The organism is Streptomyces lancefieldiae (assembly GCF_031845825.1).
Lineage (GTDB): Bacteria > Actinomycetota > Actinomycetes > Streptomycetales > Streptomycetaceae > Streptomyces > Streptomyces lancefieldiae.
Map to the genome: position 1 here is coordinate 20,152 of NZ_JAVRFH010000016.1, position 22,781 is coordinate 42,932.

Sequence of the window (22,781 nt, forward strand, 5' to 3'; positions counted from 1 at the left end):
TTACGCGCGGTGGAGTTTCCAGTCGCCGACGTTCTGGGCCCGGTTGTAGTAGGCGTTGGTGCACACGTCGTACTTGCCGCCGCCAGGTCCGCCTCCGTTCGTCTCCAGGAAACCGCCGTTGTCGCCGTAGGTGTTCCACAAGTGGATCACGTCGCCAGGCCGGACATGCTGATCACCGGGACTGGACGCCTGGGCGAAAAGACGCCAGCGGCCCGTACCGGGGGCGCGGTCCTGGTCCTTGGACGTCGAGACGTTGTACTTGCCGCCGCTGTTCTTCTGGTCGGCGGTCGCGTGCCCGTTGGTGTCGAGGTAGCCGCCGTCACCGCCGTAGAGGTTCCGCAGGTAAACCAGGTCCCCACTGACCACGTCGGCACCAACGGCTTTGCCGGCGGCGGAGAGGATCTGCCAGGTTCCAGTGCCCTCTCCCCGCGTGGGCGAGTCCGCCGTCGACACCGCGTACTTCGCACCGCCGTCGCTGCTGTGGCCGTTGGTGTCCAGGTAACCACCCGCCCAGCTGTTGTAGCCGTTCTGCAGGTGGACCTGGTCGCCGTACTTCAGCTCGTTCGCCACGCTTCTCCCTTGGTCGACTGAAAGCATGCGGACGGCTCCCGCCCCGATGGTCAGGTCATCCCCCGCAGCCACCCGAGTGTCACAGCCCCCGACAGGCATTGACCTGCTCTGGACGCCAAACCGCCCCTGAGGGGGGCGATCGAAGCGCAACCGGAACGGCCTTCACCGACCCGAGCCACCTCGTACGCCGGGGCTCCGACACGGCCTCCGCCAGATCCAGTACCGCAGCGACATCATCGACGGATGCCTCACCGGAACAGGGCTCACACCGACGACACCACGACGACAACCTCAGGTAACGATCAACTACTGGCGCAGGACACTAGCTTTGTGGGCCGCGCATGAACGACGGCGGTCCCGGGCGGTCGCCGTGTCCGGGCGGGGGCCGGGGCCTCAGGCCGACGTCTGGCCGCCGGGTGCACCCGCCGGGCCGCGCGGACGCGGGCGGGGGGGGCGGCCCCTCGGCCCTGGCGGCGAAGCGGGGGGTCAGCGGCGTCTGGTGGCGCGGGTCCCGGCCGTAGGGTCAGGTTGCTGGGTTCGGGACCCTGTTGATGTTGGCGGCTGAAGCCGCTTGACTCAATCTCGGCGTGCGCGTTCGCACGCCGTACCGAGCGACGAAGGAGTGGACCGTGGATCGACGAAGGCTGCTGGGCACGGCGGCGGCCGCGGCCGGTGTGGCACTGTTACCGGCCAAGGCCATGGCGGCCGGAGGGGGCTTGGCCGCGCAGGTGCGGCCCTACCTCGACCGCGCGCTGGCTGCCGGCGCCCCGAGCGCGGTATTCGGTGTCATCCGCGGTGACCGGCGGTATGTGGCTGGTGCCAGCCAGGAGGGTCTCGCCCCCGATGGCAGGACCGTGTTCCAGCTTGGCTCGATCGGCAAGACGCTCACCGCCACGGCGCTGGCGCGCGCGGTGGGTGCGGGTACGGTGCGCCTTGACACTCCGCTCAGCCTGCCGTCCGGGTTCACCGTCCCCCGCGGGAAAACCCGGCGGATCACCTTGCGCGACCTGGCGACCCACTCCTCCGGTCTGCCCACCCTTCCCGCTAACCTCCTGGCCGAGGCGGACCCGTACAACCCGTACGCGCACTACACGTTGGAGGACCTGGCCGCCGGCCTGCGCCAGACCCCCTTGGACAACGAGCCGGGCAGCGCGTACGCGTACTCCAACCTGGGCTTCGGGCTGCTCGGCCAGGCGCTGGCCTTCAACGGCGTGGACTCGATGCTGCAGCGCCGGGTGGCCGCACCGCTGGACCTGTGGGACACCACCACGGCCCTGCGGCCGGACATGGCTTCCCGCAAGGCCGCCGGCCATATGGGCGGGGAGGCCGTTCCCGACTGGCGCGACGGTGTCCTCAGCGGCGCGGGCACCTCGATGTACAGCACCGTCGACGACATGCTCCGCTACCTGGATGCCCAGCTGCGCCCGGAACGCTCGCCGCTGCGGAACGCCATCGAGCTGACGCAGCGACACCACTTCACCGACCCCGCCACGGGCCGGCGGCTGGGGCTGGGCTGGCACTTCGGCGCGCTGTCCGACGGCCGGACGATGACCTGGCACAACGGTGGCACCTACGGCTTCAGCACCTGCGCGGCGTTCGACCGGGAGAACGGAACGGCAGTGATGATGATGGTGAACACTTACAGCGATATCGCACGTCCATTCGACACGCTGGTCTTTTCTCTGCTCGACGAACTCGTCGGCTCCTGAGCCCACCGCCGGATCGGGGACTGCACATCGCTCGGCTCCGTCGGCGAGGCTGGAATAGCGGTTCTGGCTCACATTTCAGCCGTCGCCGTCAGCGACTTCCGTCCCGGTCCCGCCGTCGGGCTGACGGCGGTTCGGGGCGCTCACGGTGCCCGGGTGCCGGGGACCCGGGCCGGGCCGGCGTCAGGCCGCCGGGCGCCTCCCGCCGGGCCGGGCGGGAGCGGCCACGTGGGCCCACGGACCCGGCGCGGCCGACGGGCGCGCAGGGTCAGTGGTGGCTGGTGGCACGAGTCCCGGCGAGCGGCATCAGGCTGGTGGGTCCAGGGACCGGGGTGAAGCCGAACGGGTCGACGCTGAGGTGGATGATCCAGTGGTCGGGGCCGGTGACCTTGATGATGTCGCCGACCGAGACCGAGCGGATGTCGGCAGGCCAGCTCTGGCCGGTGTGGTCGGGCCCTGGTGGTTACCGACGGTGAACGCGGCGTCGGCAGCAGCCTCGTGGCTGCGGATCCGGTCGGTGGCGCGGAAGACAAGCCGCTGCAGCGTGCCGTCGGAGTGGGTGGCTAGGGCGAGGGGGTGGTGGGGCTGGTAGCCGTCGAAGCTGTGGGGGGGCGGTGTTCATGTGGACGGTGACGATGTACACACCCGGCCCGTCCATCACACCGACGCCGGCGTCGGCGGTCGCGGTGTCGACGGCGGTGGGGGTGTCGACGGCGCTGGGGGTGGTGATGCGAGTGGTCACGGGGCGGAGGTAGGTCACAGCAGTCGTCACAGTCGAACTCCCAACCACGGCAGGTCACAGCGCCGCGTGGGGAGTCAGTTGACGACCTGAACCTCCCCGACCCGGACACCGAGGATGCTGGTGCGGATCTCGGTGAACTGGCCGGAGTCCGCGCCGCCGCCCGTGACCTCCCAGTCCACGGTCCAAGTGGACGTGGCGGTCAGCGCGAACCGCTCGCCTGGCCCGCCGCTGACCAGCTACGACGTCGTTGTCCAGTCCATCGCCGCGACCTGGACGCGCAGCGGGCTGCAGGTCGACGCAGAGCTCGACACCCGCCGCTACCCTCTGGGCATCGCTGTCAGTAAGGCCCAGCTGAAGAGCTTGCCGATCGAGTACCACGACACGCACGGCGCCTGGAACTACACCGTCCGCCCCGAAGGTTGCCGCGGTGAGGATCCCGTGCAGGCCACGGACCGGGACACGGCCCGCCGTCGGGTGCTCGACCTGCTGGCCGATCCGATGCTGACGGGGATGGACCGCGGCGACCGCGCGGCCTTGACCGCGAAGACCGCGCCCGAATGCACGTCCTGTCGGACACGAACGGACTGCCCCTCCTGGTCGGTGTCTCGGTCGACAACACCCACGACAGTGAAGGACTGAAGCCGATGGTGGAGGGTCGCCAAACGAGACACGAACCCCACCGCGGCCGGTACTTCAAGCCCCAGCATCTGCATGCGGACAACGCCTACGACTGGGCTGTCCTGCGCATATGGCTCCGCGGTAAGCGCATCGGAGTGCGCATCGCCCGCAAGGGCATCGAGTCCGGCGAACGATTAAGGGCGCCGCCGATGGGTCATCGAGCGCACTATGTCATGGCTGTCCGGATACCGTCGGCTCAGCCTCCGCTGCGAACGCGATCCCGGCAACTACCTGGCCTTTCTTGGACTCGCCCGCCGCCCTGTGCTGCTACAGACGACTCGTCCGCCTCACCACATAGGACACGACCTTACGCTTCATCAGCCGAATGTGACGCCGGTCCGGCCAGCCCGTGCAACAGCAGATCCGTGAGGGTGTCGATGACGCGCTGGTCGTCTTCGCCGCCGGGGGACGCGAGCACAGCGTAGTTGAGGGTGACGAGCATCGCGCCTATCGCCGCCGCGATGAACTCGGGGTCGCCGGGCAGCTGGTGTCCGCGCTCGACCAGGTACTCCAGATGCTCCCGAATGGTTTCCGTCTGCTCGCGCAGGTCGCGCCAGGCCCGGCCCGTGCCGGGGTCGTCGGCCACCATCGCCTGAAACAGTGCGAGCGTGACCGGGCGATTCTGCCGCATCACCGTCCACGCGACACCGAGGTGGTCGCGCAGCTGGTCGCGGTCGGTCAGGTCGTGGTCGCGGGGGTGCTCCAGGCCGACCATGCGCTCGTCGATCGCATCCTCCATTTCGGCGAGGAGCGCCTGGAGCAGCTCGTCCTTGCCGGCGAAGTGTTCGTAGAACGAGCCGGTCGAGCGTCCGGCCGCGGCGGTGATGTCGGTGATCTTCGTATTGAGGTAGCCGCGATCGTTGAACAGCCCCCGCGCCGCGTCCAGCAGCGCGGCACGAGTCTGGGCCGCCCGGACTTTTCGACTGGCGGTACTCGACTGCGGCATGTCGTCCTCCATCGGCTGTTGACAGATGCCAGCGTATCGGAACAGACTGATGCCGAATCAACATTCAGTGAAACTCAATTCAGGGAGGCGTTTGTGCGAACGATCGTGATCGGTGGCGGGATAGCCGGGCCTGCCATCGCCCTTGCACTGCAGAAGATCGGTCACGACGTGACCGTCTACGAGGCGTACGACGTTCCGCCCGAGGACGTCGGCGCCCACTTCAGCCTGGCGGTCAACGGCCTGCGCGCGCTGGAGAAGCTGGGCTGCCTACGCGACGTACAGGCGGCCGGATACCCCATCGAACGGATGCGGTTCTACACGGAGGGCGGCCACCTCTTGGGCGACGTGCCACGCCTTCGGCGCGAAGCCGACTCGATGCGCAGCATCTCGCTCCAGCGCGGACGGCTCGTGGCAATCCTGCGGCGCGCGGCGCTCGACGCGGGCGCGCAGATCGTCACCGGCGAACGCCTGGTGGGCGGGACGGAGTTAGCGGACAGCGTGGTGGCCGAATTCGCCTCCGGCCGGCGCGACACCGCGGAGCTGCTCGTGGGCGCCGACGGCGTCTGGTCAACCGTGCGCGGGCTGATCGACTCGTCCGCGCCGCGCGCAGAGTACGCGGGGCTCTACGGGGTCGCCGGAATCGCCACCATGACGGGTCTCGAGCCCGGCGTCTGGAACCTCGCCTACACGCGCAACGGTGCCTTCGTATACACCAGCATCGACGAACAGACCCAGTGGTGGACGGCTCAGATCGGGGATCCGGTCAAGCCCGACCTACGTGGCATCGACGCCGCGCAATGGCTACGGCGCGTCACCGAGCTGTTTCCGGAGGCAATGCCGAGGGCCATCGTTGGAGCCGCGACATCGATAGTCGCGTCCGGCTACCTGAACGTCTGCGATCCGGTCCGGACGTGGCACAGTGGGCGCATGGTCCTGGCCGGCGACGCCGCCCACCCTGTCGGCGTCGGACACGGCGCCTCGATGTGCATCGAGGACGCTTTGGAACTCGCGGCGGCACTGAACAGCGCCCCGACCGTCCCGGCGGCACTCAAGGCCTACGACGCGGCACGTCGCCCGCGCATCGACAAGCTGCTCAAGCACGGGCACAACGCCCGTGAGAGCAAGCGGCCCGGTGCCGTGAAGCGACAGGTCAACGCGGCGAAGATGCGCGTACTCCTCCCGTTCTTCGAACGGGCGCAGGGATACCTGTACGACTATGAGCCGCCTTCCCTGTCCGCCGTAGACGGATCACAGTCCGCCACGCGCTAGACGGCCTGTGGGCCCCTACGCCTCGCTCGTGAAGATGGACGCGGGTTGCCGACGATGAGTGTCGGCAGGGCCTCATGCACTACTGACCGACCGTTGACCGACCCGGACGGATGACAACCCGGTGCGGCGCCGCATCGAGGACGATGCGGCGCCGCACCCATCGACAAGGAGAAGCAGTTGCTGAAATCGCGGGTGAGGAAGAATCTGGCCATCGGGCTGGTGATCACGGCCGTCATCGCGTCGCTGTCGGTGGTTGTTGCGGACGACGGCAGCAAGGTGGAGGAGCTCAGGAAGTCGCTGATAATAGGCTTATCGGTGACGGGAGTAGTGACAGGCGGTACCTGGTTGCTGCAGCGGAGGCGTTCGGCACCGTGACCGGCGTCCGAGCACCGGCCCTGTGGTTACCGGCGCTGCAACGGCATCACCTCGTCAGTAGGCGCGCCTCGGTGGCCGGACCAACACGGGGCGGCGGGGTGGCCCGGCGACTCCTCGGCGTCTGGGTTCGTGTTTCAACGACGGCCTGACGTGGGCCTGGAGAGGGGCCGACGCGAAGTCGTACTTCCACACGGCGTGACCTCGCCCCAGCGGACGTCCCTGCCGGCGGCGGACTCGACGAGCGGGTGCTACTGCGCGTCGAGGTTGCGGAGTAGTGAGGCGACCTTGGCCGGTCCCAGCATGCCGACGGCTTCTCGAGCCAAGTCCCCGACGGGTCCACAGCCGCACCGGCAGTCGGACCGGGTCGTCGCGCCCGGCTCAGCGCGAAAGACCCCGATGTCCTCATCGGTGTCCTCGCAAGACGCCCACACGTTAGTACTCCAGCAGGACCTCTGTATTTGTCCTGCTCAGCGGCCTGGTGGTGGGGGCTGAAGCAGGGGTTGGGCATCGCGACGGCTGGCTGTGGCGCTACGGCGTGTAGTGACTGGCCTGTGCTCCCAGGACGTTCAGCAGGGCCAGGGCCTCGGCGCTGGGAGATCCCGGCGGCGCGGTGTAGAGCACGAGGTACTGGTCTCGGTCGGTGAGAGTGAGGGTGTCGCAGTCGACAGTGACCGCCCCGACGGCTGGGTGGCGGAAGGTCTTCGTGAGCATCGGCGTGGTCTGTACGTCGCGCCGTTCCCAGAGGCGGGCGAAGTCGGGGCTGGCATCGCGGAGTTCGCCGACGAGTCCGGTCACCGCGGGATCGGTGGGGTAGCGGGCGAGGGTGGCGCGGAGCTGCATCACGACACCCAGCCGGAACTCGGCGGCATCGGAGAGCCCGTAGAGCGTCGCATCGGCGCGCTGCGGCCCGGGGAAGGCCCGGCGCGCGAGGTTGCGGCCCTCGGGGGCGAGAGGGGCGAAGTCCTCCATGAGCGCGGCCGCGAGGTCGTTCCATGCGAGGACCTCGAACGCGGCGGACATCACGAAGCCGGCCGTTTGCGGCAGTCGTTCCAGGAGCGCGAGGATGCTCGGGCGAACGTCGCGCCGGTGCAGTCCGGTGCGGTTCGGCGCGGTGCCCGCGAGGACGTGGAGGTGGTCGGACTCCGCGTCGGTGAGCCGCAGCGCGCCGGCGATCGCGGCCAGGACGTCGCCCGAGGGGCGTGGCGCCCTGCCCTGTTCGAGGCGGATGTAGTACTCGGTGGAGATGTGCGCGAGGACCGCTACTTCCTCGCGGCGAAGACCTGGTGTGCGCCGGCGCGGGCCGGAGGGGAGGCCGACGTCCTGTGGGCGGAGCCGCTCGCGGCGGCTGCGGAGGAATGCCCCGAGCTCCTGCTTGTCCATACGGCAAGTGTGCGCGCAGCCCGGCGGCGGATCCTGGTACAACCTGTGCCTGTATCCGGTCGGCGGCCGGCCGGACGCTGTTGCCATGACGAACAACACGAACACCACCGGCGGCGCACCCATCGGCCTGCTCACCGGCAAGATCATCTTCATCACCGGCGCCAGCCGCGGCATCGGAGCGGCCGCGGCCCGGCTCTTCGCCTCGGAGGGCGCCGCTGTCGTGCTCGCCGCCCGCAGCACCGACGCCCTCGACCGCATCGTGAAGGAGATCCGCGCCGACGGCGGCGTCGCCGGCGCCGTCACCTTGGACCTCGCCGACCCCGCGAGCGTCCGCGCCGCTGTTGACCACGTCGAAACGCTTCACGGACGGCTGGATGGCGCCTTCAACAACGGCGCGGTTCCCCAGCGGCAGTTCGGCGCGGTCGAGACCACCAGCGACGAGGACATCGACGAGCAGTTCGCCGTGAACTTCCGTTCGCACTGGACTGCCATGACCGCCGAGGCCGCGCTCATGCGGCGGGGCGGCGGCGGGGCGATCGTCAACACCTCCAGCATCGGCAGCCGCCGCGCGAACCCCGCCCTGCCCGCCTACGGCGCCATGAAGCGCGCGCTCAACAGCCTCACCGAAACCGCCGCGGTGAACTGGGCCGGTGACCGCATCCGGGTCAACGCCATCACCCCCGGCGGCACCGCCACCGAGATGATCGACACCTGGGAGGCGGCGACTCCCGGCATCGTCGAGCAAATGGCCAAGTCGATCCCGCTCGGTCAGATGGCGGAGCCCCGGCAGATCGCCGAGGCGGCCGCGTGGCTGCTCAGCGACCGCGCCTCGTACGTGACCGGCGCGATCCTGCCGGTCGACGGCGGCGCCGGCGCCTGACAAGAGTGCCCGGGTCCTGATCCGCGCTCCAGGCCCTGTCGACAACACCCAGACCGCGTGGACAGCGCCTGCCTGAGCCGCGTCCGCGCCAGGAGCTGTCCGGGCGGTCACATGAGCGCCCGGACAGCCGACCGCCTCCGGCGGCCGGGGATGCGGAGAGGGGCGTGGCGGTCAGGTGGGTTCGGCGAGCCGAGCTTCGAGGTCGGCGATGAGGCGGTCCTGGAAGCGGTTGCCACAGCACCGATGAGTGGCTTCCCATGCTTCACCGTCCCCGGATGAGCGGGATGCTGCGGATCACGGACTTCGTGCCCCGCACGCATTGAGTCGAGACGCTTCGTCTTGTTATGGTGGGGCCATGGCTTTCCTGTTCTTCGTCTGAGTCCGGGCACGGCCCCTACCGCCGTTTCTGCTGCCCGTAGACCCTTCGTATGCCCAGGGAAAGTTCTGTGCGCGACCGCGCTCATACCGCCCGGCCCGCCACCGCCCGCGCTGTGGCGCAGCTGTCTGTCAGGTCCGTCACCAAGTCGTATGGCACCCGGACCATCCTCGACCAGGTCTCCTTCACCGTCCGGCCGGGCGAGAAGGCCGCCGTCATTGGTGAGAACGGCTCCGGCAAGTCCACCTTGCTGCGGCTGCTCGGCACGGCCGAGATGCCCGACGCCGGGGAGGTCACCGTCCGCTTCCCCGGCGGAACTGGCCACCTCGCCCAGACCCTCGACCTCGATGCGGACTGCACTGTGCAGGACGCCGTCGACCTTGCTCTGACCGAACTGCGCGATATGGAGCGAAGGCTCCGTGCGGCAGAGGAGTCCCTCGCCGACGCGTCGGACGAAGAGCTTGCCGCGTACGGCGAGCTGTTGATCGCTTACGAGGAACGCGGCGGATACGAGGCGGACGCCCGTGTGGATGCCGCCATGCACGGGCTCGGGCTGGCCCGGATCACCCGGGAGCGCCTGCTCGGCTCACTGTCCGGCGGTGAGCAGTCACGCCTCGCGCTCGCCTGCGCCCTGGCCGCCGCACCCGAACTGCTGCTCCTGGACGAACCGACGAACCACCTCGACGCGGCCGCTGTGCGCTGGCTGGAGGAAAACCTGCGTGCACACTGCGGCACCGTCATCGCGGTCACTCACGACCGCAGCTTCCTGGAGCGCATCGCCACCACGATCCTCGAGGTCGACCGGGATGAGTGCACCGTGCGCCGGTACGGCGACGGTTGGGCCGGCTACCGCGCCGCGAAGGCCGCCGCCCGGCGCGAAGCGGAGCAGCGGTACGCGGACTGGGTCGAGGAGGTGGCCCGCACGGAGGGACTGCTGGAGGCCGCTGGCAGGCGGCTGGCCGCCACCGGCCGCGACCCGAAGCAGGGCTTCGGCAAGCACCGCCGCTCCAGCGAGGCGAAACTCGGCGGCCAGGAGCGCTCGGTGCGAGAGCGCCTGGACCGGCTGCGGCGCAACCCGGTGGCAAAGCCGCCGGTTCCGCTCCGGTTCACGACGGCGCTGCCGGTGGCCGTCGGCGGCCCAGTCCAGGGCACGCTCGCCGAGCTCGACAACGTACGGGTCGGGGAACGGCTGCGCCTGGACGGGCTCCTGGCGATCGAGTCCGGAGGGCGTCTCCTTGTCACGGGCGAGAACGGCGCGGGCAAGTCGACTCTGCTTCGCGTTCTGGCGGGCGATCTGCATCCGGACGCGGGCACGGCGCGCCGCCCTGCCCGGATCGGCTATCTCGCTCAGGAACTGCCCGCGCACGCCACGCGGCTGCCGCTGCTCGCCGCGTTCGCCGCCGGGCGGCCCGGGTTGCCGGACGAGTACGTGGAACAGCTCCTGTCCCTTGGCTTGTTCCGCGAACAGGATCTGCGCGTCCCGGTCGCCGCCCTGTCCGTGGGACAGCAGCGGCGGCTGCAGATCGCGACCCTGGTGACCCGGCCCGCGGACCTCCTCGTCCTCGACGAGCCGACCAACCACATCGCTCTCGACCTGGTCGAGGACCTTCAGGCGGCGCTCGCGGCGTACCCAGGGGCGGTGGTAGCGGTCTCGCACGATCGCGACTTCCGTGCGCACTTCGAAGCCGAGCAGCTGGAACTGCACGCCGGACGCAGGTGCTGACCCGGTTCGGCCTGCCCCGCCCCGAATCGCTTGACATCCATCAATCCACTGAAACAAGGGATCCATGACCACTTTCCTGACACCACAACAGCGCGCCGACCGCACCGCCGCCGCCGTCGAGGCAGCCGTCGCCACCGGGCGCGGGCTCGGCCTGCCCGTCGCCGAGCCCACGGTGCTCCACGACCTCTTCTCGGTCGTCGTCCACCTGGCCCCCTTGCCGGTCGTGGTCCGGATTCCCACCGTCCTGCCCCGCCCGGACGACATGGCCGCCATCGCGCGCCGCCAGCAGGACGAGCTTGATGTCACGCGGTGGCTGGCCGACCGGGGAATCCCCGTGATCGCGCCCAGCCCGCTCGTGCCGCGCGAGCCCGTGCAGCGCGACGGGTTCTCGATGACGTTCTGGCCGTTCGTCGAGGAGGCTCGGGACAAGGAACCCGACTACGTGGCGAACGCCGAGAGTACCGCCGATCTGCACGCGGCACTGCGCGCATACCCGGGCCGTCGCCTGGAGTTCCTGTCCGCGGCCGACCCGGGGTTCATCGCGGACAGCCTCGCCGGGCTCGGCCAGCATCCCGACCTGATCGGAGCGGCCGAGCTCGACCGCGCCCGCCGCGAATGGCAGATCCTCGAACCCCTCGTACGCTCACGCAGCGCCTTCGAGAACCGGTTCCCCGGCGTCGACCTCCAGCCCATCCACGGCGACTGCCCGCCCGCGAACATCTTCCGCGCAGTGGACGGCGACCTCTACGCCGACTTCGAGCTGGTCACACTGGGGCCCGTCGAGTGGGACCTGGCCGCTCTCGGACCCGAACACGAAGCCGCCTACAACCGTGGCGCACGACGCAACGGCACGAGGCCGCTCGATGAGGAGGTCCTCGCCTTCGTCAACGCCCTGGGCGCGCTGCGGTTCATCGCCACCCTCGCCCTGGTCCCGCAGCTTCCCGAACTGATGGGATACCTCAAGCCCGCGGTCGACCGCTGGCAGGCGACGCCCTTCGCGGCCGACATGAGCAGCTGATACCGACCGACTGATAGCTGAGCCTGATACTCACAGCCCGTCGTTGGGTGGCGAGGCTGTCGGGAGATCCGCCGGGGCGTTCCGTAGGTCGATGCTCCGCGAACACGACAAGCAGGCCGCCACATCACACACCCGCAGGACGCTCAGGGTGTCCGGCAAGCCCGCAATCTCCCTCGACTTGAGCACTTGGTGGTGCAACGCAGCATCGTCCTCGCGCAGTGCGGCGTGGAGGGACAGCCAGAAGGACGGCGGTCGGCCGACAGCGCAACGAACGATACGGTCGTAGAGCGGAAGCAGTCTGGTGCGCTTGCGGGCCCGAAGCTTCCCGGCGATGACCCAGTTGGCTCCGTACTGGTCGCAGAGGAGGTGCCCGGCACGGTCCGCGGGTGAGCCGTCGGCCAGGACCGATGCATCGGCAACAGCCATGTCGGCATCTCTGGGAATCGCGTGCAGCAGATCGGACAACTGCGTGCCGAGAGGCCCTCGAGACTGGCCAGCGCAACAGGCGCCGGAACGGTGACGGACAAGGTCTGCACCGAGACCAGTTCCTCTGCCGTGGTCTGATTGGCTGTGTCCGGCCGGTCTCCCCCGCCGGCCAGATGCTCGAACCGGCTGCCGGTGAACGGGACCTCGCCGGGCGGCAGGCCGATACCGAAGTAACGCCGCAGATCCACGACGGCCTGAGGAACAGCGATGAAGGCATCCAACCGTTCCACGAAGGGCTTCGCAGGATCGACGAAAGGCACCACCTCCTCCTCTCTGTGCCGGTTTCCGACGGGGGAGTGCTCGCCGCCGTGCTATCCGAGATGGCCCTCTACGCCACTTTCTCCCGGAGATATTGGATGGTGCTGAAAGGGCAGGAATCGCGGCGGACAGGGACCGTACGACGTGAATGGGGAGTCGAGCACGAGGTACTGGCTGCTAACCCCTTGGCCGGGCGCTTCGGTACCCCGGTCGACGTAGCGTTCGTTTGACACGTCGAGAACGGCAGCCATCGCGCCGATCAAAGAGGAGGTGTGCAGCAGGCCGGAGACGGCGCCTTGGATGGAAGTCGTGCAGGAAGGACTCGGTGACCACCTGGATGGGAACGGAGTCGATCTGCTCGTAGGCCGAACGTGTCCCTGAAGGGCGGGCCTTGCCGGCATCGCCTCTATGGGGGTCCAGTCGCTGCGCACGGCGGCGATGGTGCCGTTGCCGCTGCCGCTCGTGGAAACGGTCTGCGGGTCGGCCGGCTGACGCGGTCGCCTCAGTGGACGGGGGCCCGCCAGGTCACCAGTCCTGGCCGGTCCGCCTCCGCGAAACCCACCGCGAACGGCTTGTCGTCGTCGTCCGTCACCAGGTGGATGCTGCACTCCGTCACGCTGTCACCCGGCGGGATCGTCCGGGCGACCCAGTCGGACGGACAGCTGGGGATCTTCGTGTCGAGGGCGAAGGGGGTCTTCCCCCGTATCTGCCGACCGCCCTCGGTGAGCAGGCGGACGCTGTCGGCCTGATCGGCGTAGAGGTCTTTCGACCCGGCGTTGGTGTAGGTGACCGACACGTAGTACGGGACGCCGCGTCGCTCGTTCTCGTTGAGGTCGAGGTCCAGGCCCGCGAGGTCGGCCGCGCTGCCCCGGCGTACGGACACCAGCGTGGCCGGCAGTTCGAGGACGCCGTTTTCGCGGGCGTCCCACCGGACGGGGACGATGTCGCCCGGCTCCGCCAGCCCTGCGGACGCCGCCTCGAGGCCGCCCTCGACGGGCCAGGTGGCGACCGCGCCGCCCTCGTCGAGGTAGCCGTCGGCGTTGTGTGTCAGCGACAGCACGCCGACGCCCTCGGGCAGCGCGTAGGTCAGGCAGGTGGTGTACGAGTCGCCGGGCGTCAGCGTCTCCGGCGCGGTGTCCGCGCAGGGCAGGTCGTCCCCGCCCGGCCTGCCGCCGCTGACGTAGACCTCCTCCCCGCGCGTCCAGTCGGTGCCGTTCAGGGCGAGGTTGCTGTCCGCCATGTAGGCGGTGGGGATCTCCTTCCGGCCGGTGTTGGTGACCTCGAAGGTGAGGTAGTGGGGGACCATGCCCTTCAGCTCCTCGTCCACACGCGCCCCCCGCATGTCTTCCTCCGAGCCCCGGACCAGACTCTTGACCGTGATCCTGACCTGGTACGACCGGTGGTCGGTGTCCGTGTGGACGACGTCCCGTGCGCCGGTCCGCACCGGCAGGTCCGTCCAGGAGGCAGGCCTCTCCGCGGCTCGCTCCACGGCCCCGCCCGCGCCCTGTCCCCCCCTGCACCCGGCGAGGAGGGAGATCGACGCCGCTCCCATGGCGGCCTTTTTGACGTAGCTGGACAGGCGCATGATTCCCTTTGCCGCACGATGATCCGGACCCACCGGAGGACCGACGCATCGTAGGACGTCACAGCGGAGGCCGAGGCGGCGGGTAGGGCCCGGCTTCCACGCCGCCCTGAAACGCGAGACGCTCCAGGGCGCCCACGACTACGGCGAGGCCATCACCTGCAGAAGAACTGTCTTCACCCGGCTTTCTTCCGCCAGTATGCGTTGAGCGCCACTCGGCGCCTGGCAGCCAGGTGCCCCGCTCAGGATGCGAGCACTGGGGGCAAGGGGTGCAACAGTCGTGTTGCACTGAGAAGAGTGACTGAATGTGACTTCTTCAGCGACCCAGAGTCATACTCCACCAGCCGAGGGGCTTGGTAGGAGTGCCTGCCGTCTTCTGCTGGAAGCCCGCCCTTGTCAGACCGCCGGGCGCTGTCGCCGCTGTTCTGGACGGACGTGAATCCGTACAGCCGGTTCGAGCTGGACATGAACAGTCGTCTCGATCTGGGCCTGTCCGTCCGGGCGCGGGAATCGTCCGGTCCGGCCGGGGACCGCTTGCCGCGCACGGTCCCTGGCCGGGGCTCACACGGTGAGGTGCCGCTTGGTGCCGGAGCCGTCGGCAGCCGCCTCGGGGGCGATGCCGTGCTGTTCTTCTTCGGGGCGGCCCTTCTTGGGCAGCAGGAAGGTGATCGCGAGGAAGACCACCAGCAGACATGCCTGGACGATCAGCGCGTGGTGGAAGCCGCCGGTGAAGTCACCGGTCTCGGCCCGGGCGAAGAACACCGAGCCGAAGACCGCGACGCCGATGGAGCCGCCGACCGCCTGGACCGCCGACAGGACACCGGAGGCGGATCCGATCTCGTCGTCGTCGACCGCGGCCAGGATGAAGCTGAACAGGGCGGCGATCACCATGCCGGCGCCGACGCCCGCCACCGCCACGCCGGGAGCGATGTCCCGGATCGAGAACGAGGCCGCGTCAAGGCCGTCGAGCTGGAACCACAGCACGGTCGCGCCGGCCAGTTGGACCAGCGGTCCGATCTGGAGCACCTTGCGGCCGATCCTGTCGGCGAGGAACGCGCCGCTGATGGCGCCGCCGATCGCGGTTCCGACGGCGAGGGGCAGGTTGCCCAGTCCCGCGTCACCTGCGGTGAAGTGATGGCCGATCTGGAGGAACAGGGTCAGCACGAGCTGGGTGCCGATCAGTCCGCCGAAGAACAGGGCGATGCCGCCGAGGCCGACGGTGAAGGCCGGCTTGCGCAGCAGGCCCGGGGTCACCAGCGGCTCACGGCCCGCGGCGGCCGTGCGGCGCTGCTGGAGGGCGAAGAGGGCGAACCCGATCACCGAGGCGGCCATGGACAGCCACGTCCACAGCGGCCAGCCGTTCTCCTGTCCCTGGTTCAGCGGCAGTACCAGCAGGGCGCAGGACATCACGACCAGGGCGGCGCCGGTCATGTCGACCCGTACCGTGCGGTCGCCGGCCTTCTTGGGTACGAACTTCGCGGCGACGATCAGTGCCGCGATTCCGATGGGCAGGTTGACCAGGAACACCGAACGCCAGCCCAGGCCGAAGATGTCGCCCTCGATGAGGAAGCCGCCCAGGACCGGGCCGATGATGCCGCCCAGGCCGAGGACGGGTCCGAAGATCGCGAAGACCTTGGTGAGCTCGGGGCCGGAGAAGTTCTCCCGCAGTAGGCCCAGGCCCTGGGGCAGCAGCATCGCTCCGGCGGTGCCCTGCAGCAGGCGGAAGGCGATCAGCGACTCGATGTTCGGCGCGATCGCGCACAACAGCGAGGTCGCGGTGAAGGCCGCAAGTCCGATCAGGAACATCCGGCGCCGGCCATAACGGTCGCCGAGCCGGCCGCCGAGTACGAGCCCGGCGCCCAGGGTGAGGGCGTAGCCGCCGATCACCCACTGCAGTCCGACGGAACCGGCACCGAGGGACTTCTCCAGGTCCGGCCCGGCGACATTGACGATCGAGGCGTCCAGGAGATCCATGATCTCCGCGACGATCATTACCGCCAGGATCAGCCATCGCCACCGGTAGGGCCCGGTCGTCTTGTCAGGGATGAGGGACGGATCACACACGCCAGCTACCTCCATGGTGAAGTAATTTTATGATGAAGGTAAAATCGGCACAGGTAGGTTGTCAAAACGGGCCGCGTAGACCGCACGGCAGGTGAGAAGGGTGGAGGATCGGCATGGAGGAAACCGTGCGCGACGGTGTCGCGGAGCAGCGTGAGCGGCTGATGGAGTCGCTGAGGATCTACGGCAGCCATTACGCCGAGCTCAGCCGTCGCTTCGCCGCCTGGCTGGGCCTGCACTCCACCGACGCGACCGCGGTCCTGGAGATCGCCGCCGCCGAGGAGCGCGGCACCCCCCTGTCACCAGCGCGGCTGAGCGAGCGAATCTCCCTGTCCACGGGCGCTACTACCGCGCTGTTGAACCGTCTCGAAGCGGCGGGGCACATCACCCGCGCTCGCGAGCACTCCGACCGGCGTATCGTCACTCTGCGCAGCGGCGGGCACATCCAGGAGCGGGCGGACGAGTTCTTCGGCCCGCTCGCCCACCGCCTCGATGCCGCGATGTCGCACTACCCACCGCAGTTCCTGGAACGGTTCGAAGCGTTCATGGCCGACCTGAACACCACCATGGACAGCCACCTCTCGGAACAGGACCCGGTGACATCGCGCTCCCTTCGCACCCCTGATGACCGGACTCCCTGACCGGCCCGCTCCCAGCCGCCCAGCCAGCTTCCCCTCACCACCCCGCTCATACTCGTCGCCGGGATGTCGGCCCGGACCGGTTCGGCGGTTCCCGCCCGCAGGGCGGCGAGGTGTTTGCGGACGACCCGGCGGCTGCCGACCGGCGTGAGGAGTGCCTCCCGAACGGCTGGGTTCCGGTCGACGACGCGATTGCGGCCGGAGCCGGGCCGACGGACGCGCGCCGACGGGGCCTCGCCGGAGGCGAGTTCCCACACTCCGACAGACACAGTGGCTGCACGAACACCGGCGGCAAGGGCGACGGCTCTGATCCCGCCGTGGCCGAGAGACTGGGCCGCTGCCTGTGTCAGCAGGCGACGCTGGCGCTCGTCAAGGTGCGGCGACACCGCCTGGACCTTGGCTGCCAGCGCGGCCCGTTTCCCTTCCAACCCGCTCACGGCAGACCAACGAATAACCGAGCGAAAAGCCACGAGTTAATGATCTGCACGCCCTGAGTAGGCGCCCCAGCCGATTCGTTGGCCGCGGTTCGGCCAAGGCAGGGGTCTCGTGCTCAGGTGCACGTCTCACGCTGCCCGCCCTCGCGGGCCGGCAGCGTGAGAGACCCCGGACGCTGCGGTCGGTCATTGAACCGCCCCCGTCCCGGTTGGAGTGGGCGTGGTACCGCCCAGGCCGTCTGCTGTTCACCTACGCCAGCTGCCCCGGGACACTTCGGCGGCGAGGTGGTCCCGGGGCGATGCGTCACTGGGCGGTCCAGCCTTCGTCGGCGGCCAGGAGAGCACCGGTGATGAAGGACGCCGCATCGGATACCAGGAAGGCGATGGACTCCGCGACCTCTTCCGGGCGGCCGATGCGTCCGAGGGGGTGGGCTGCGCAGAAGGAGGCGAGCATCTCGCGGCCGTTGTCGACGACGCCTTCCCTGGACAACCGGCTTGGCCGCTGAGCCCGTATCCCGATGCGGACTGCTTCATCTTCCTCGCGGAGGACTTCCACTTCGGCAGTTCTGGCCACCCCGGGAAGGGTCTCTCTGCTGTTCGGTGAGGAACTCCTCGATGTCGCGGCCACGGAAGTCGACAAGGTTCTTGGGCCGCCGATCCGCAGGTCTGGCAAGGCGGTGGGCCCGGCCAGAGCCTGGGCCGAGCCGGGCTCAGGGTCCCGCGAGAGTGCTTCGCCGGCGTCCGGGTTCCATGCCCGACCTCGTCCAGGCCGTCGGCCGCGCGCTGCGTATCCAGCCCGCGAGAGCAAGGTCGTCTCCTCGTCGTACCGGTCCTTTTGGGCGGCGACAGTTCCCCGGGAAGACGCCGACGCATCGGCCGGTTTGGCAGACCTGCTTGGGGCCGCGTCCCGTGTGCTCGCTCTTCGCCCCGGTCACGGGCTCTCAGCCGCCGTCGGCACATGGTCGCCGGGTCCTCGGATCGGCGGGCAGCAGGTCCACCTCCTCGGCGGTGAGTTCCCGGTCGCCGATGACGTCGCACAGATCGCGGTACCAGCGGCGGGGCGAGAGATGGAGAGGGCCACCAGTGCGGTCGGGGCCCCAGTAGAGCACGGTGCTGCCGTCTACGGAGGCGCCCCTGAAAGCGTGCTGCACATGGGGTGTTCTGTCGCTCGGGCGGATAAGGGAGTAGAACGTTTCGTAACCGGGCTCGCCGATCCGGTAGATGCGAACGGCGTTGTTCGCAGCAACAAGGTAGCGGCCCTCGCCTTCCAGGAAACTTGCCACATACGGTGTGCCGTCCACCTCGGAAAGGCTGCGCAGGGGGCCGAGTTCCTTGTGGGGCGGGTCGCCGCGGCGCCACAGCTCGAAGATGGAGCCTCGGCGCAGGGTGGCGAAGTACTTTCCGCTGGGATCGAATTGGGCGGCGAGGATGTCGTCGCCGGTTTTCACCGTCTCGACGGTCCGTCCGGTGGCGACGTCGACGACCTGAATGCCGGGCCGGTCCAGGACGATGACGCTGACCCGGTTCGCCGCAGGGTAGGGGCCGATCCACAGTCGCGCGTCCTTGACGCCCCCCGCACGGGAACGGACCGCTACGGCGTCGAAGCGCGCGAGTCGCCTACCGGTGCGCGGGTCCCACTGCTCGACGACGGTTCCCGAAACGGTGACCAGTTTCCCCCCGCCATTGAAGAAGTACGTGAAGTCGTAGTCCGGCCTTGCGGAGCCGCCCTCGCCGTCAGGCAACTGCGGGGGTTCGGCTGTGGTGATCGTGGCGGTGCGGCGCAGGGTCGTCGCGTCGCGGACGGTAACGATGTTGGCGCCCTCGCGGGCGGCCACGAGTCGCCCCGTACGGTCGAGGGAGAGAGATTCACTGGCTTCGGGCACCCAATAGGGCTTGCGGCGCGGCACATCGGCGAGCACACGGGCGCTGAGCTTGCGCGTGTGGTGCACCTGCATACGGGAGCCGTCCGCCAGGACGGTGATCATGTGTTTGCCGTCACGAGTGAGGAGTTGCTGGCCGACCTCAATGAACCAGTTGCCGGGGCGCAGTTGGATGAACCCGATCTTCGACTCGTCGTGGCGGACGTAATAGAGCCTGCCGCCGGACTCCACGAGCCATGGGCGGCTCTCGCCCCACGCGTTGGACGAGGTGGGCAGGCCGTTGCGGGAGAGGACTTTGCCGTCCCGCACGTCCACGACTGTGAGGCCGTGGGAAGAGCGGAGGGCAACCCGGAAGCCGGAACTGTCGACAGACTCCACTTCGCAGGTCTGGGACGCGAAGTCGCTGTCCTTCTCATGGTAGGCGATGCCCTCACGAGCGCCGTCCGAAAGCCGGTGGACGCTGACCTCCGCGGTCTTTCCCCGCTCGTGACACACGACTACTCGCGTCCGGTCACCGGAGACACGGATCTCGTCGGCACGTACCGCGACCCGACTCCTGCCCGTAGCAAGGTCGAGCGTGAGCAAGCCGCTCTTCTCGCCCTGTCCTGGCGCTTTGAGGACGGACACCAGTAGTGTCCGGTTGTCGGGCGCCGGCCACACGTCGAACGTGTCCTTGGGGGCCAAGAGGTTCCCCGCGAGAGTGCCGTGCGGCCCACTCTCCAGGTTCCACCAGACGATGTTCTTGCCGACGCGGGCGAGGAGCTTCGTACCGTCGGGGGACAGCTCCGGGTCGAAGGCGCTCCGGCCCGTGCTGGTGCCCGGGGCTCGAGGGAGCCGGTGCAGCGCTCCGGCGGGCCGCTCCGCGTCCGGGCGCACCTCGAACCAGACTGCTTTGCCATCGTCCTGGACGTAGGCGGCCCGCTTTCCGTCGGCGGACACCGAGACTCCCGTGACCTCCCCGGTGGATGGCAACCGCACCGTGCGGAGCGGTCCGGTGAGGGCCCGCACGAACAGCGTCGCCCCGGAGCGCCTGGATGCGGCGAGTACCACGTCGCCGTCGCGGCTCATGTCGAAGAGCCTGTCTTTGAGGTTGCCCGAGAGCACCCGGTCGTAGAACGTGTACTGGAGGTACTGGCGCAGCAGTTCGTTCTCGGCTTCCTGCGTCGGAGAGGTGTCGTACGCGGCGAGGGAGAGGAGCGCGGCGCGGGCCGGGTCGGTGACCGTGTACTCCTGTGCGGCCACCTGGGCGAGGGCGCGGGATGCGCCGAGAGCGGCGCGTTCCTGGCTGCTGCGGCGTTCGACGACGTAGAGCATGCCGAGCACCAGGGCGAGGGCCAGGGCGGTGGTGAGTCCGGAGTGCAGGGCGCGGCGTCCGCGGGCGCGGGTGCGGCGGTAGGTCCGGCCGGTGGTCAGGTAGTCCCGCTCGGCCTGGCTGAGGGCCGCGTCGCGGTCGGGGAGCCACTGCTCGGCGCCCGCCAGCGTGGCGGTGGTCGGCAGGTGTGCGAAGGCGTGTTCCGCCTCCTGCCAGCGGTCCATCTCATGTCGTACGGTCTCCCGCCAGCCGAGGAAGGACCGGTCCTCGGCCACCCAGGTGGAGAGTTTCTCCCACTGGGTGATCAGCGCCTCGTGCGTGAGCTCGACGGTCTCGGTGCCCTCGGCTCCGCGGTCGGTGACGAGGAGGCGGGTGTGCGCGGCGAGCCGCTGGGCGATGCCCCACTGGTCCTCGTTGAGGTCGCCGCGGCGAGCGAGGCGCCGGGTGGCCACCGCTGCGCCGAGCGGCAGCCGGACCAACTGGGCGAACAGCCGACGGGCGTTCGCCTCGTCGTCCGGCGGCACGTGTTCGGCCCAGATCCGGTCCGCGTGGTTGCCGAGCGCGCCGGTGACACCGCCGAGTTCGTCGTACGCGCGGTGGGTGAGGACGCCGTCCACCTGCCGCTGCCACAGCAGGTCGAGGGTGAGGGCGAGGAGCGGCAGAGCGCCGGGTTCGGTGCCGGTGTCGGCGAGGATGCGTTCGGCGAGACGGGGCTCGTAGGAGACACCGGGGAGGGCGTCGACGGGGGCGGTGACGATCTCGCGCAGGCCGTCCGCGCCGAGCGGGCCGAGGGCGTGCAGGTGCCGGCCCGTGACCGGGCCGAGGTGCGGGTGGCTGAGGACGGGTTCGAGGAAGTCGGCTCGCAGGGTGGCGAGTACGTGGACGGTCGGCGGCAGGGCGTCGGCCCTGAACAGTACGTCGGCCAGTTCACGCACGGCGTCCGCGGGCTGCTGGAGAAGTTCCTCCAGTTGGTCGACAACAAGCAGGAGATGATCGCAGTCCTGGCGTGTGAGCAGGCGGTTCGTCGTCTCGGACAGGCCGTGGTGGCGCAGTTCGTCGGACAGTTCGGGGATGCGGGCCAGTCGGCGGGTCTCGGGCAGGCCGGGTTCCAGGAGCGGCAGCAGCGCGGAGGCGAGGGCCGCGAGGGGACTGCTTCCGGACGCGGGCCGCATGACGACGACGCGGGCTCCGCGCGCCCGCAGCCGGGGCGCCACACCGGCCAGCACGAGCGACGACTTGCCGGAGCCCGACGGGCCCACGACGGTGACCCACTGCTGCTGTGCGAGCGCTCGGGCGACCTTGTCGCTCTCGTTGCGTCTGCCATGGAAGACCGCCGCGTCGGCCTCCTCGAAGGCCTGGAGTCCGCGGAACGGCGAGGGTGGCAGCACGAGGGGGCCCAGTTCGGGCCAGGCGGCCGCCAGACCGTCCGTGGGGATCAGGTAACTGACGGGCGGCTGCCCCGACTCGGCCACCGTGACCATGCCGACCACACCCGCCAGGCGGTCGTCCCACACCGGCCCGCCGCTGAACCCACGCGACACCGGGTAGCCGCTGCCCACGAGATCTGCCTGCACCCAGCCGTCGGCCTGCCGCCCCCGCAGCACCCCCGCATGCCACACCCCACCGGGACGCCCTGCAGGCAGGCCGAATGCCCGTACCCGATGACCCCACAGCCGGTCCGTCGACTCGTCAACGTCGACCAACCGCACCGGCCCCGCCCCCGGCAACGGAGCCTTGAACCGCAGCACCGCCACATCCGCAGCACCGGAGTGCTCATCATCCGGCCCTCGAGGCGGCAGCCACAGCTCGACGACGGCGTCCGCCTGCGGCCCTCCGGCCACGAGAGGCAGGTCGACCGGGACACGTGCATCGGGCTCCGGTGGAGTGTCGGCCGGCGTGCCGAGAGCGGCCGAAACCACGTGCGCACAGGTCAGAGCTACCGTGTCGGACACCAGGAAGCCCAGGCCGACAGGTTCGCCCCGGCCGTCGCGGATCCGCAGCAGCGCCCGCTCCAGGGCCTTGGGCCCGATGCCCGCCGACCGCCGCTCCGACGCCGACCCCTGTTCCTCACCCGACGTCACTGCGCCCCCCGGACCGACGGCCGCCGCCAGGTCAGGGTCACCGTGAAGTTCGCCTGCCCGGTCGTCCGGGAGATCACCAGGTCGGCGTCGGCCGAGAGGGCCAGGCCGAACTCGACGCCGATCTCGTCAGGACCGTCCGGCATGTCGCGGAAGGCGTTGACGAAGTTCTCAGCGACGGGCCGGATCCCGGCGAGCATGTCGTTCAGTGACCGGGCTGCGCGCGCCGCGACCCGCCCCGGCCCGGCGACCCGGACCAGTCCGTCGGTCACCTCCTCGATCTGCACCCGGACCATGTCCGACATGCCCGTGGACATGGGTAGTTCGACCAGATATGCCATGCGTGCGTCCTCCTTCACTCGGGCCCTCGTCGTCAGCGCCCGCAGCAA

The 22,781-nt window shown here is 69.6% G+C and carries 18 protein-coding genes and 4 pseudogenes; 11 read left to right on the forward strand and 11 right to left on the reverse strand.

The features are described from left to right. Complete coding sequence (locus RM812_RS18055; RefSeq protein ID WP_311573601.1) at positions 1-570, reverse strand: hypothetical protein; 570 nt, start codon at positions 568-570, stop codon at positions 1-3. A gap of 629 nt (positions 571-1,199) precedes the next feature. Here RM812_RS18055 and RM812_RS18060 point away from each other — a divergent pair. From RM812_RS18060 to RM812_RS43065, 3 genes and pseudogenes are all read left to right on the forward strand, one after another. Next, on the forward strand, positions 1,200-2,279 hold the full coding sequence (locus RM812_RS18060; protein ID WP_311573602.1) for a serine hydrolase domain-containing protein: 1,080 nt from the start codon (positions 1,200-1,202) through the stop codon (positions 2,277-2,279). A gap of 958 nt (positions 2,280-3,237) precedes the next feature. Next, positions 3,238-3,576, forward strand: a pseudogene (locus RM812_RS18065) (ISAzo13-like element transposase-related protein); the annotation flags it as partial. Further along, a pseudogene (locus tag RM812_RS43065) lies at positions 3,576-3,994 on the forward strand (transposase); the annotation flags it as partial. The pseudogenes RM812_RS18065 and RM812_RS43065, both read left to right, overlap by 1 nt. 9 nt (positions 3,995-4,003) lie before the next feature. On the opposite strand, the gene RM812_RS18075 reads toward RM812_RS43065, so the two are convergent. Then, a complete protein-coding gene (locus RM812_RS18075; RefSeq protein ID WP_311573604.1) occupies positions 4,004-4,654 on the reverse strand; it encodes a TetR/AcrR family transcriptional regulator in 651 nt (216 codons plus the stop codon). 6 nt (positions 4,655-4,660) lie between these two features. On the opposite strand from RM812_RS18075, the gene RM812_RS18080 reads away from it, so the two are divergent. Continuing rightward, positions 4,661-5,911 (forward strand): FAD-dependent oxidoreductase, encoded by a 1,251-nt coding sequence (locus RM812_RS18080; RefSeq protein WP_311573605.1) that lies wholly within the window; start codon positions 4,661-4,663, stop codon positions 5,909-5,911. 177 nt (positions 5,912-6,088) lie between these two features. Then, positions 6,089-6,286, forward strand: coding sequence for a hypothetical protein (locus RM812_RS18085; protein WP_311573606.1), 198 nt, complete (start codon positions 6,089-6,091; stop codon positions 6,284-6,286). Between the two features lie 528 nt (positions 6,287-6,814). Here RM812_RS18085 and RM812_RS18090 read toward each other — a convergent pair. After that, positions 6,815-7,666, reverse strand: a complete 852-nt coding sequence (locus RM812_RS18090; protein ID WP_311573607.1) for a helix-turn-helix transcriptional regulator — start codon at positions 7,664-7,666, stop codon at positions 6,815-6,817. Positions 7,667-7,751: 85 nt separating this feature from the next. Between RM812_RS18090 and RM812_RS18095 the strand changes: the two genes are divergently transcribed. The 3 genes from RM812_RS18095 to RM812_RS18105 all read left to right on the forward strand — a co-directional run bounded on the left by RM812_RS18095 (position 7,752) and on the right by RM812_RS18105 (position 11,663). Beyond that, positions 7,752-8,546 (forward strand): SDR family NAD(P)-dependent oxidoreductase, encoded by a 795-nt coding sequence (locus RM812_RS18095; protein ID WP_311573608.1) that lies wholly within the window; start codon positions 7,752-7,754, stop codon positions 8,544-8,546. A gap of 428 nt (positions 8,547-8,974) precedes the next feature. Further along, entirely contained in the window at positions 8,975-10,645 is a 1,671-nt protein-coding gene (locus RM812_RS18100) for an ABC-F family ATP-binding cassette domain-containing protein (protein ID WP_311573609.1), read from the forward strand. A 64-nt stretch (positions 10,646-10,709) separates the two neighbouring features. Continuing rightward, positions 10,710-11,663, forward strand: a complete 954-nt coding sequence (locus RM812_RS18105) for an aminoglycoside phosphotransferase/kinase family protein (RefSeq protein WP_311573610.1) — start codon at positions 10,710-10,712, stop codon at positions 11,661-11,663. Between the two features lie 30 nt (positions 11,664-11,693). Here RM812_RS18105 and RM812_RS18110 read toward each other — a convergent pair whose 3' ends face one another. Both RM812_RS18110 and RM812_RS18115 read right to left on the reverse strand, forming a co-directional pair. Next, the gene (locus tag RM812_RS18110) at positions 11,694-12,089 is read right to left on the reverse strand and encodes a DUF6308 family protein (RefSeq protein WP_311573749.1); all 396 of its coding nucleotides are present in this window, start codon (positions 12,087-12,089) and stop codon (positions 11,694-11,696) included. A gap of 110 nt (positions 12,090-12,199) precedes the next feature. Next, positions 12,200-12,313, reverse strand: a pseudogene (locus RM812_RS18115) (DUF6308 family protein); the annotation flags it as partial. Between RM812_RS18115 and RM812_RS18120 the strand changes: the two are divergent. Then, positions 12,263-12,637: a hypothetical protein gene (locus tag RM812_RS18120; protein WP_311573611.1), complete on the forward strand. Its 375-nt coding sequence runs from the start codon at positions 12,263-12,265 to the stop codon at positions 12,635-12,637. The pseudogene RM812_RS18115 and the gene RM812_RS18120 sit on opposite strands and share 51 nt — an antisense overlap. Positions 12,638-12,909: 272 nt before the next feature. Here RM812_RS18120 and RM812_RS18125 read toward each other — a convergent pair whose 3' ends face one another. Both RM812_RS18125 and RM812_RS18130 read right to left on the reverse strand, forming a co-directional pair. After that, on the reverse strand, positions 12,910-13,992 hold the full coding sequence (locus tag RM812_RS18125; RefSeq protein ID WP_311573612.1) for a hypothetical protein: 1,083 nt from the start codon (positions 13,990-13,992) through the stop codon (positions 12,910-12,912). A 558-nt stretch (positions 13,993-14,550) separates the two neighbouring features. Further along, complete coding sequence (locus RM812_RS18130) at positions 14,551-16,068, reverse strand: MFS transporter (protein WP_311573613.1); 1,518 nt, start codon at positions 16,066-16,068, stop codon at positions 14,551-14,553. 98 nt (positions 16,069-16,166) lie between these two features. On the opposite strand from RM812_RS18130, the gene RM812_RS18135 reads away from it, so the two are divergent. After that, complete coding sequence (locus RM812_RS18135; protein ID WP_311573614.1) at positions 16,167-16,691, forward strand: MarR family winged helix-turn-helix transcriptional regulator; 525 nt, start codon at positions 16,167-16,169, stop codon at positions 16,689-16,691. A gap of 137 nt (positions 16,692-16,828) precedes the next feature. On the opposite strand, the pseudogene RM812_RS18140 reads toward RM812_RS18135, so the two are convergent. Both RM812_RS18140 and RM812_RS18145 read right to left on the reverse strand, forming a co-directional pair. Further along, positions 16,829-17,125: pseudogene (locus RM812_RS18140) on the reverse strand (ISAzo13 family transposase); the annotation flags it as partial. Between the two features lie 301 nt (positions 17,126-17,426). Next, entirely contained in the window at positions 17,427-17,612 is a 186-nt protein-coding gene (locus RM812_RS18145) for an SDR family oxidoreductase (RefSeq protein WP_394816471.1), read from the reverse strand. On the opposite strand from RM812_RS18145, the gene RM812_RS18150 reads away from it, so the two are divergent. Then, positions 17,550-17,726, forward strand: a complete 177-nt coding sequence (locus tag RM812_RS18150) for a DUF2716 domain-containing protein (RefSeq protein WP_311573615.1) — start codon at positions 17,550-17,552, stop codon at positions 17,724-17,726. The genes RM812_RS18145 and RM812_RS18150 overlap by 63 nt on opposite strands. 337 nt (positions 17,727-18,063) lie before the next feature. Here the strand turns inward: RM812_RS18150 and RM812_RS18155 are convergent, their stop codons facing one another. Next, a complete protein-coding gene (locus tag RM812_RS18155; RefSeq protein WP_311573616.1) occupies positions 18,064-22,395 on the reverse strand; it encodes a serine protease in 4,332 nt (1,443 codons plus the stop codon). After that, a complete protein-coding gene (locus RM812_RS18160) occupies positions 22,392-22,733 on the reverse strand; it encodes a CU044_2847 family protein (RefSeq protein WP_311573617.1) in 342 nt (113 codons plus the stop codon). Before RM812_RS18160 ends, RM812_RS18155 begins: the two co-directional genes overlap by 4 nt. Positions 22,734-22,781 lie beyond the last annotated feature (48 nt).

What these genes read in the sequence shown, in the direction of transcription:
- RM812_RS18075 (WP_311573604.1), bottom strand. Translation starts at nt 4,654, where the DNA reads ATGGAGGACGACATGCCGCAGTCGAGTACCGCCAGTCGAAAAGTCCGG.
- RM812_RS18090 (WP_311573607.1), bottom strand. Translation starts at nt 7,666, where the DNA reads ATGGACAAGCAGGAGCTCGGGGCATTCCTCCGCAGCCGCCGCGAGCGG.
- RM812_RS18095 (WP_311573608.1), top strand. Translation starts at nt 7,752, where the DNA reads ATGACGAACAACACGAACACCACCGGCGGCGCACCCATCGGCCTGCTC.
- RM812_RS18100 (WP_311573609.1), top strand. Translation starts at nt 8,975, where the DNA reads ATGCCCAGGGAAAGTTCTGTGCGCGACCGCGCTCATACCGCCCGGCCC.
- RM812_RS18105 (WP_311573610.1), top strand. Translation starts at nt 10,710, where the DNA reads ATGACCACTTTCCTGACACCACAACAGCGCGCCGACCGCACCGCCGCC.
- RM812_RS18110 (WP_311573749.1), bottom strand. Translation starts at nt 12,089, where the DNA reads ATGGCTGTTGCCGATGCATCGGTCCTGGCCGACGGCTCACCCGCGGAC.
- RM812_RS18120 (WP_311573611.1), top strand. Translation starts at nt 12,263, where the DNA reads ATGCTCGAACCGGCTGCCGGTGAACGGGACCTCGCCGGGCGGCAGGCC.
- RM812_RS18125 (WP_311573612.1), bottom strand. Translation starts at nt 13,992, where the DNA reads ATGCGCCTGTCCAGCTACGTCAAAAAGGCCGCCATGGGAGCGGCGTCG.
- RM812_RS18130 (WP_311573613.1), bottom strand. Translation starts at nt 16,068, where the DNA reads ATGGAGGTAGCTGGCGTGTGTGATCCGTCCCTCATCCCTGACAAGACG.
- RM812_RS18135 (WP_311573614.1), top strand. Translation starts at nt 16,167, where the DNA reads ATGGAGGAAACCGTGCGCGACGGTGTCGCGGAGCAGCGTGAGCGGCTG.
- RM812_RS18160 (WP_311573617.1), bottom strand. Translation starts at nt 22,733, where the DNA reads ATGGCATATCTGGTCGAACTACCCATGTCCACGGGCATGTCGGACATG.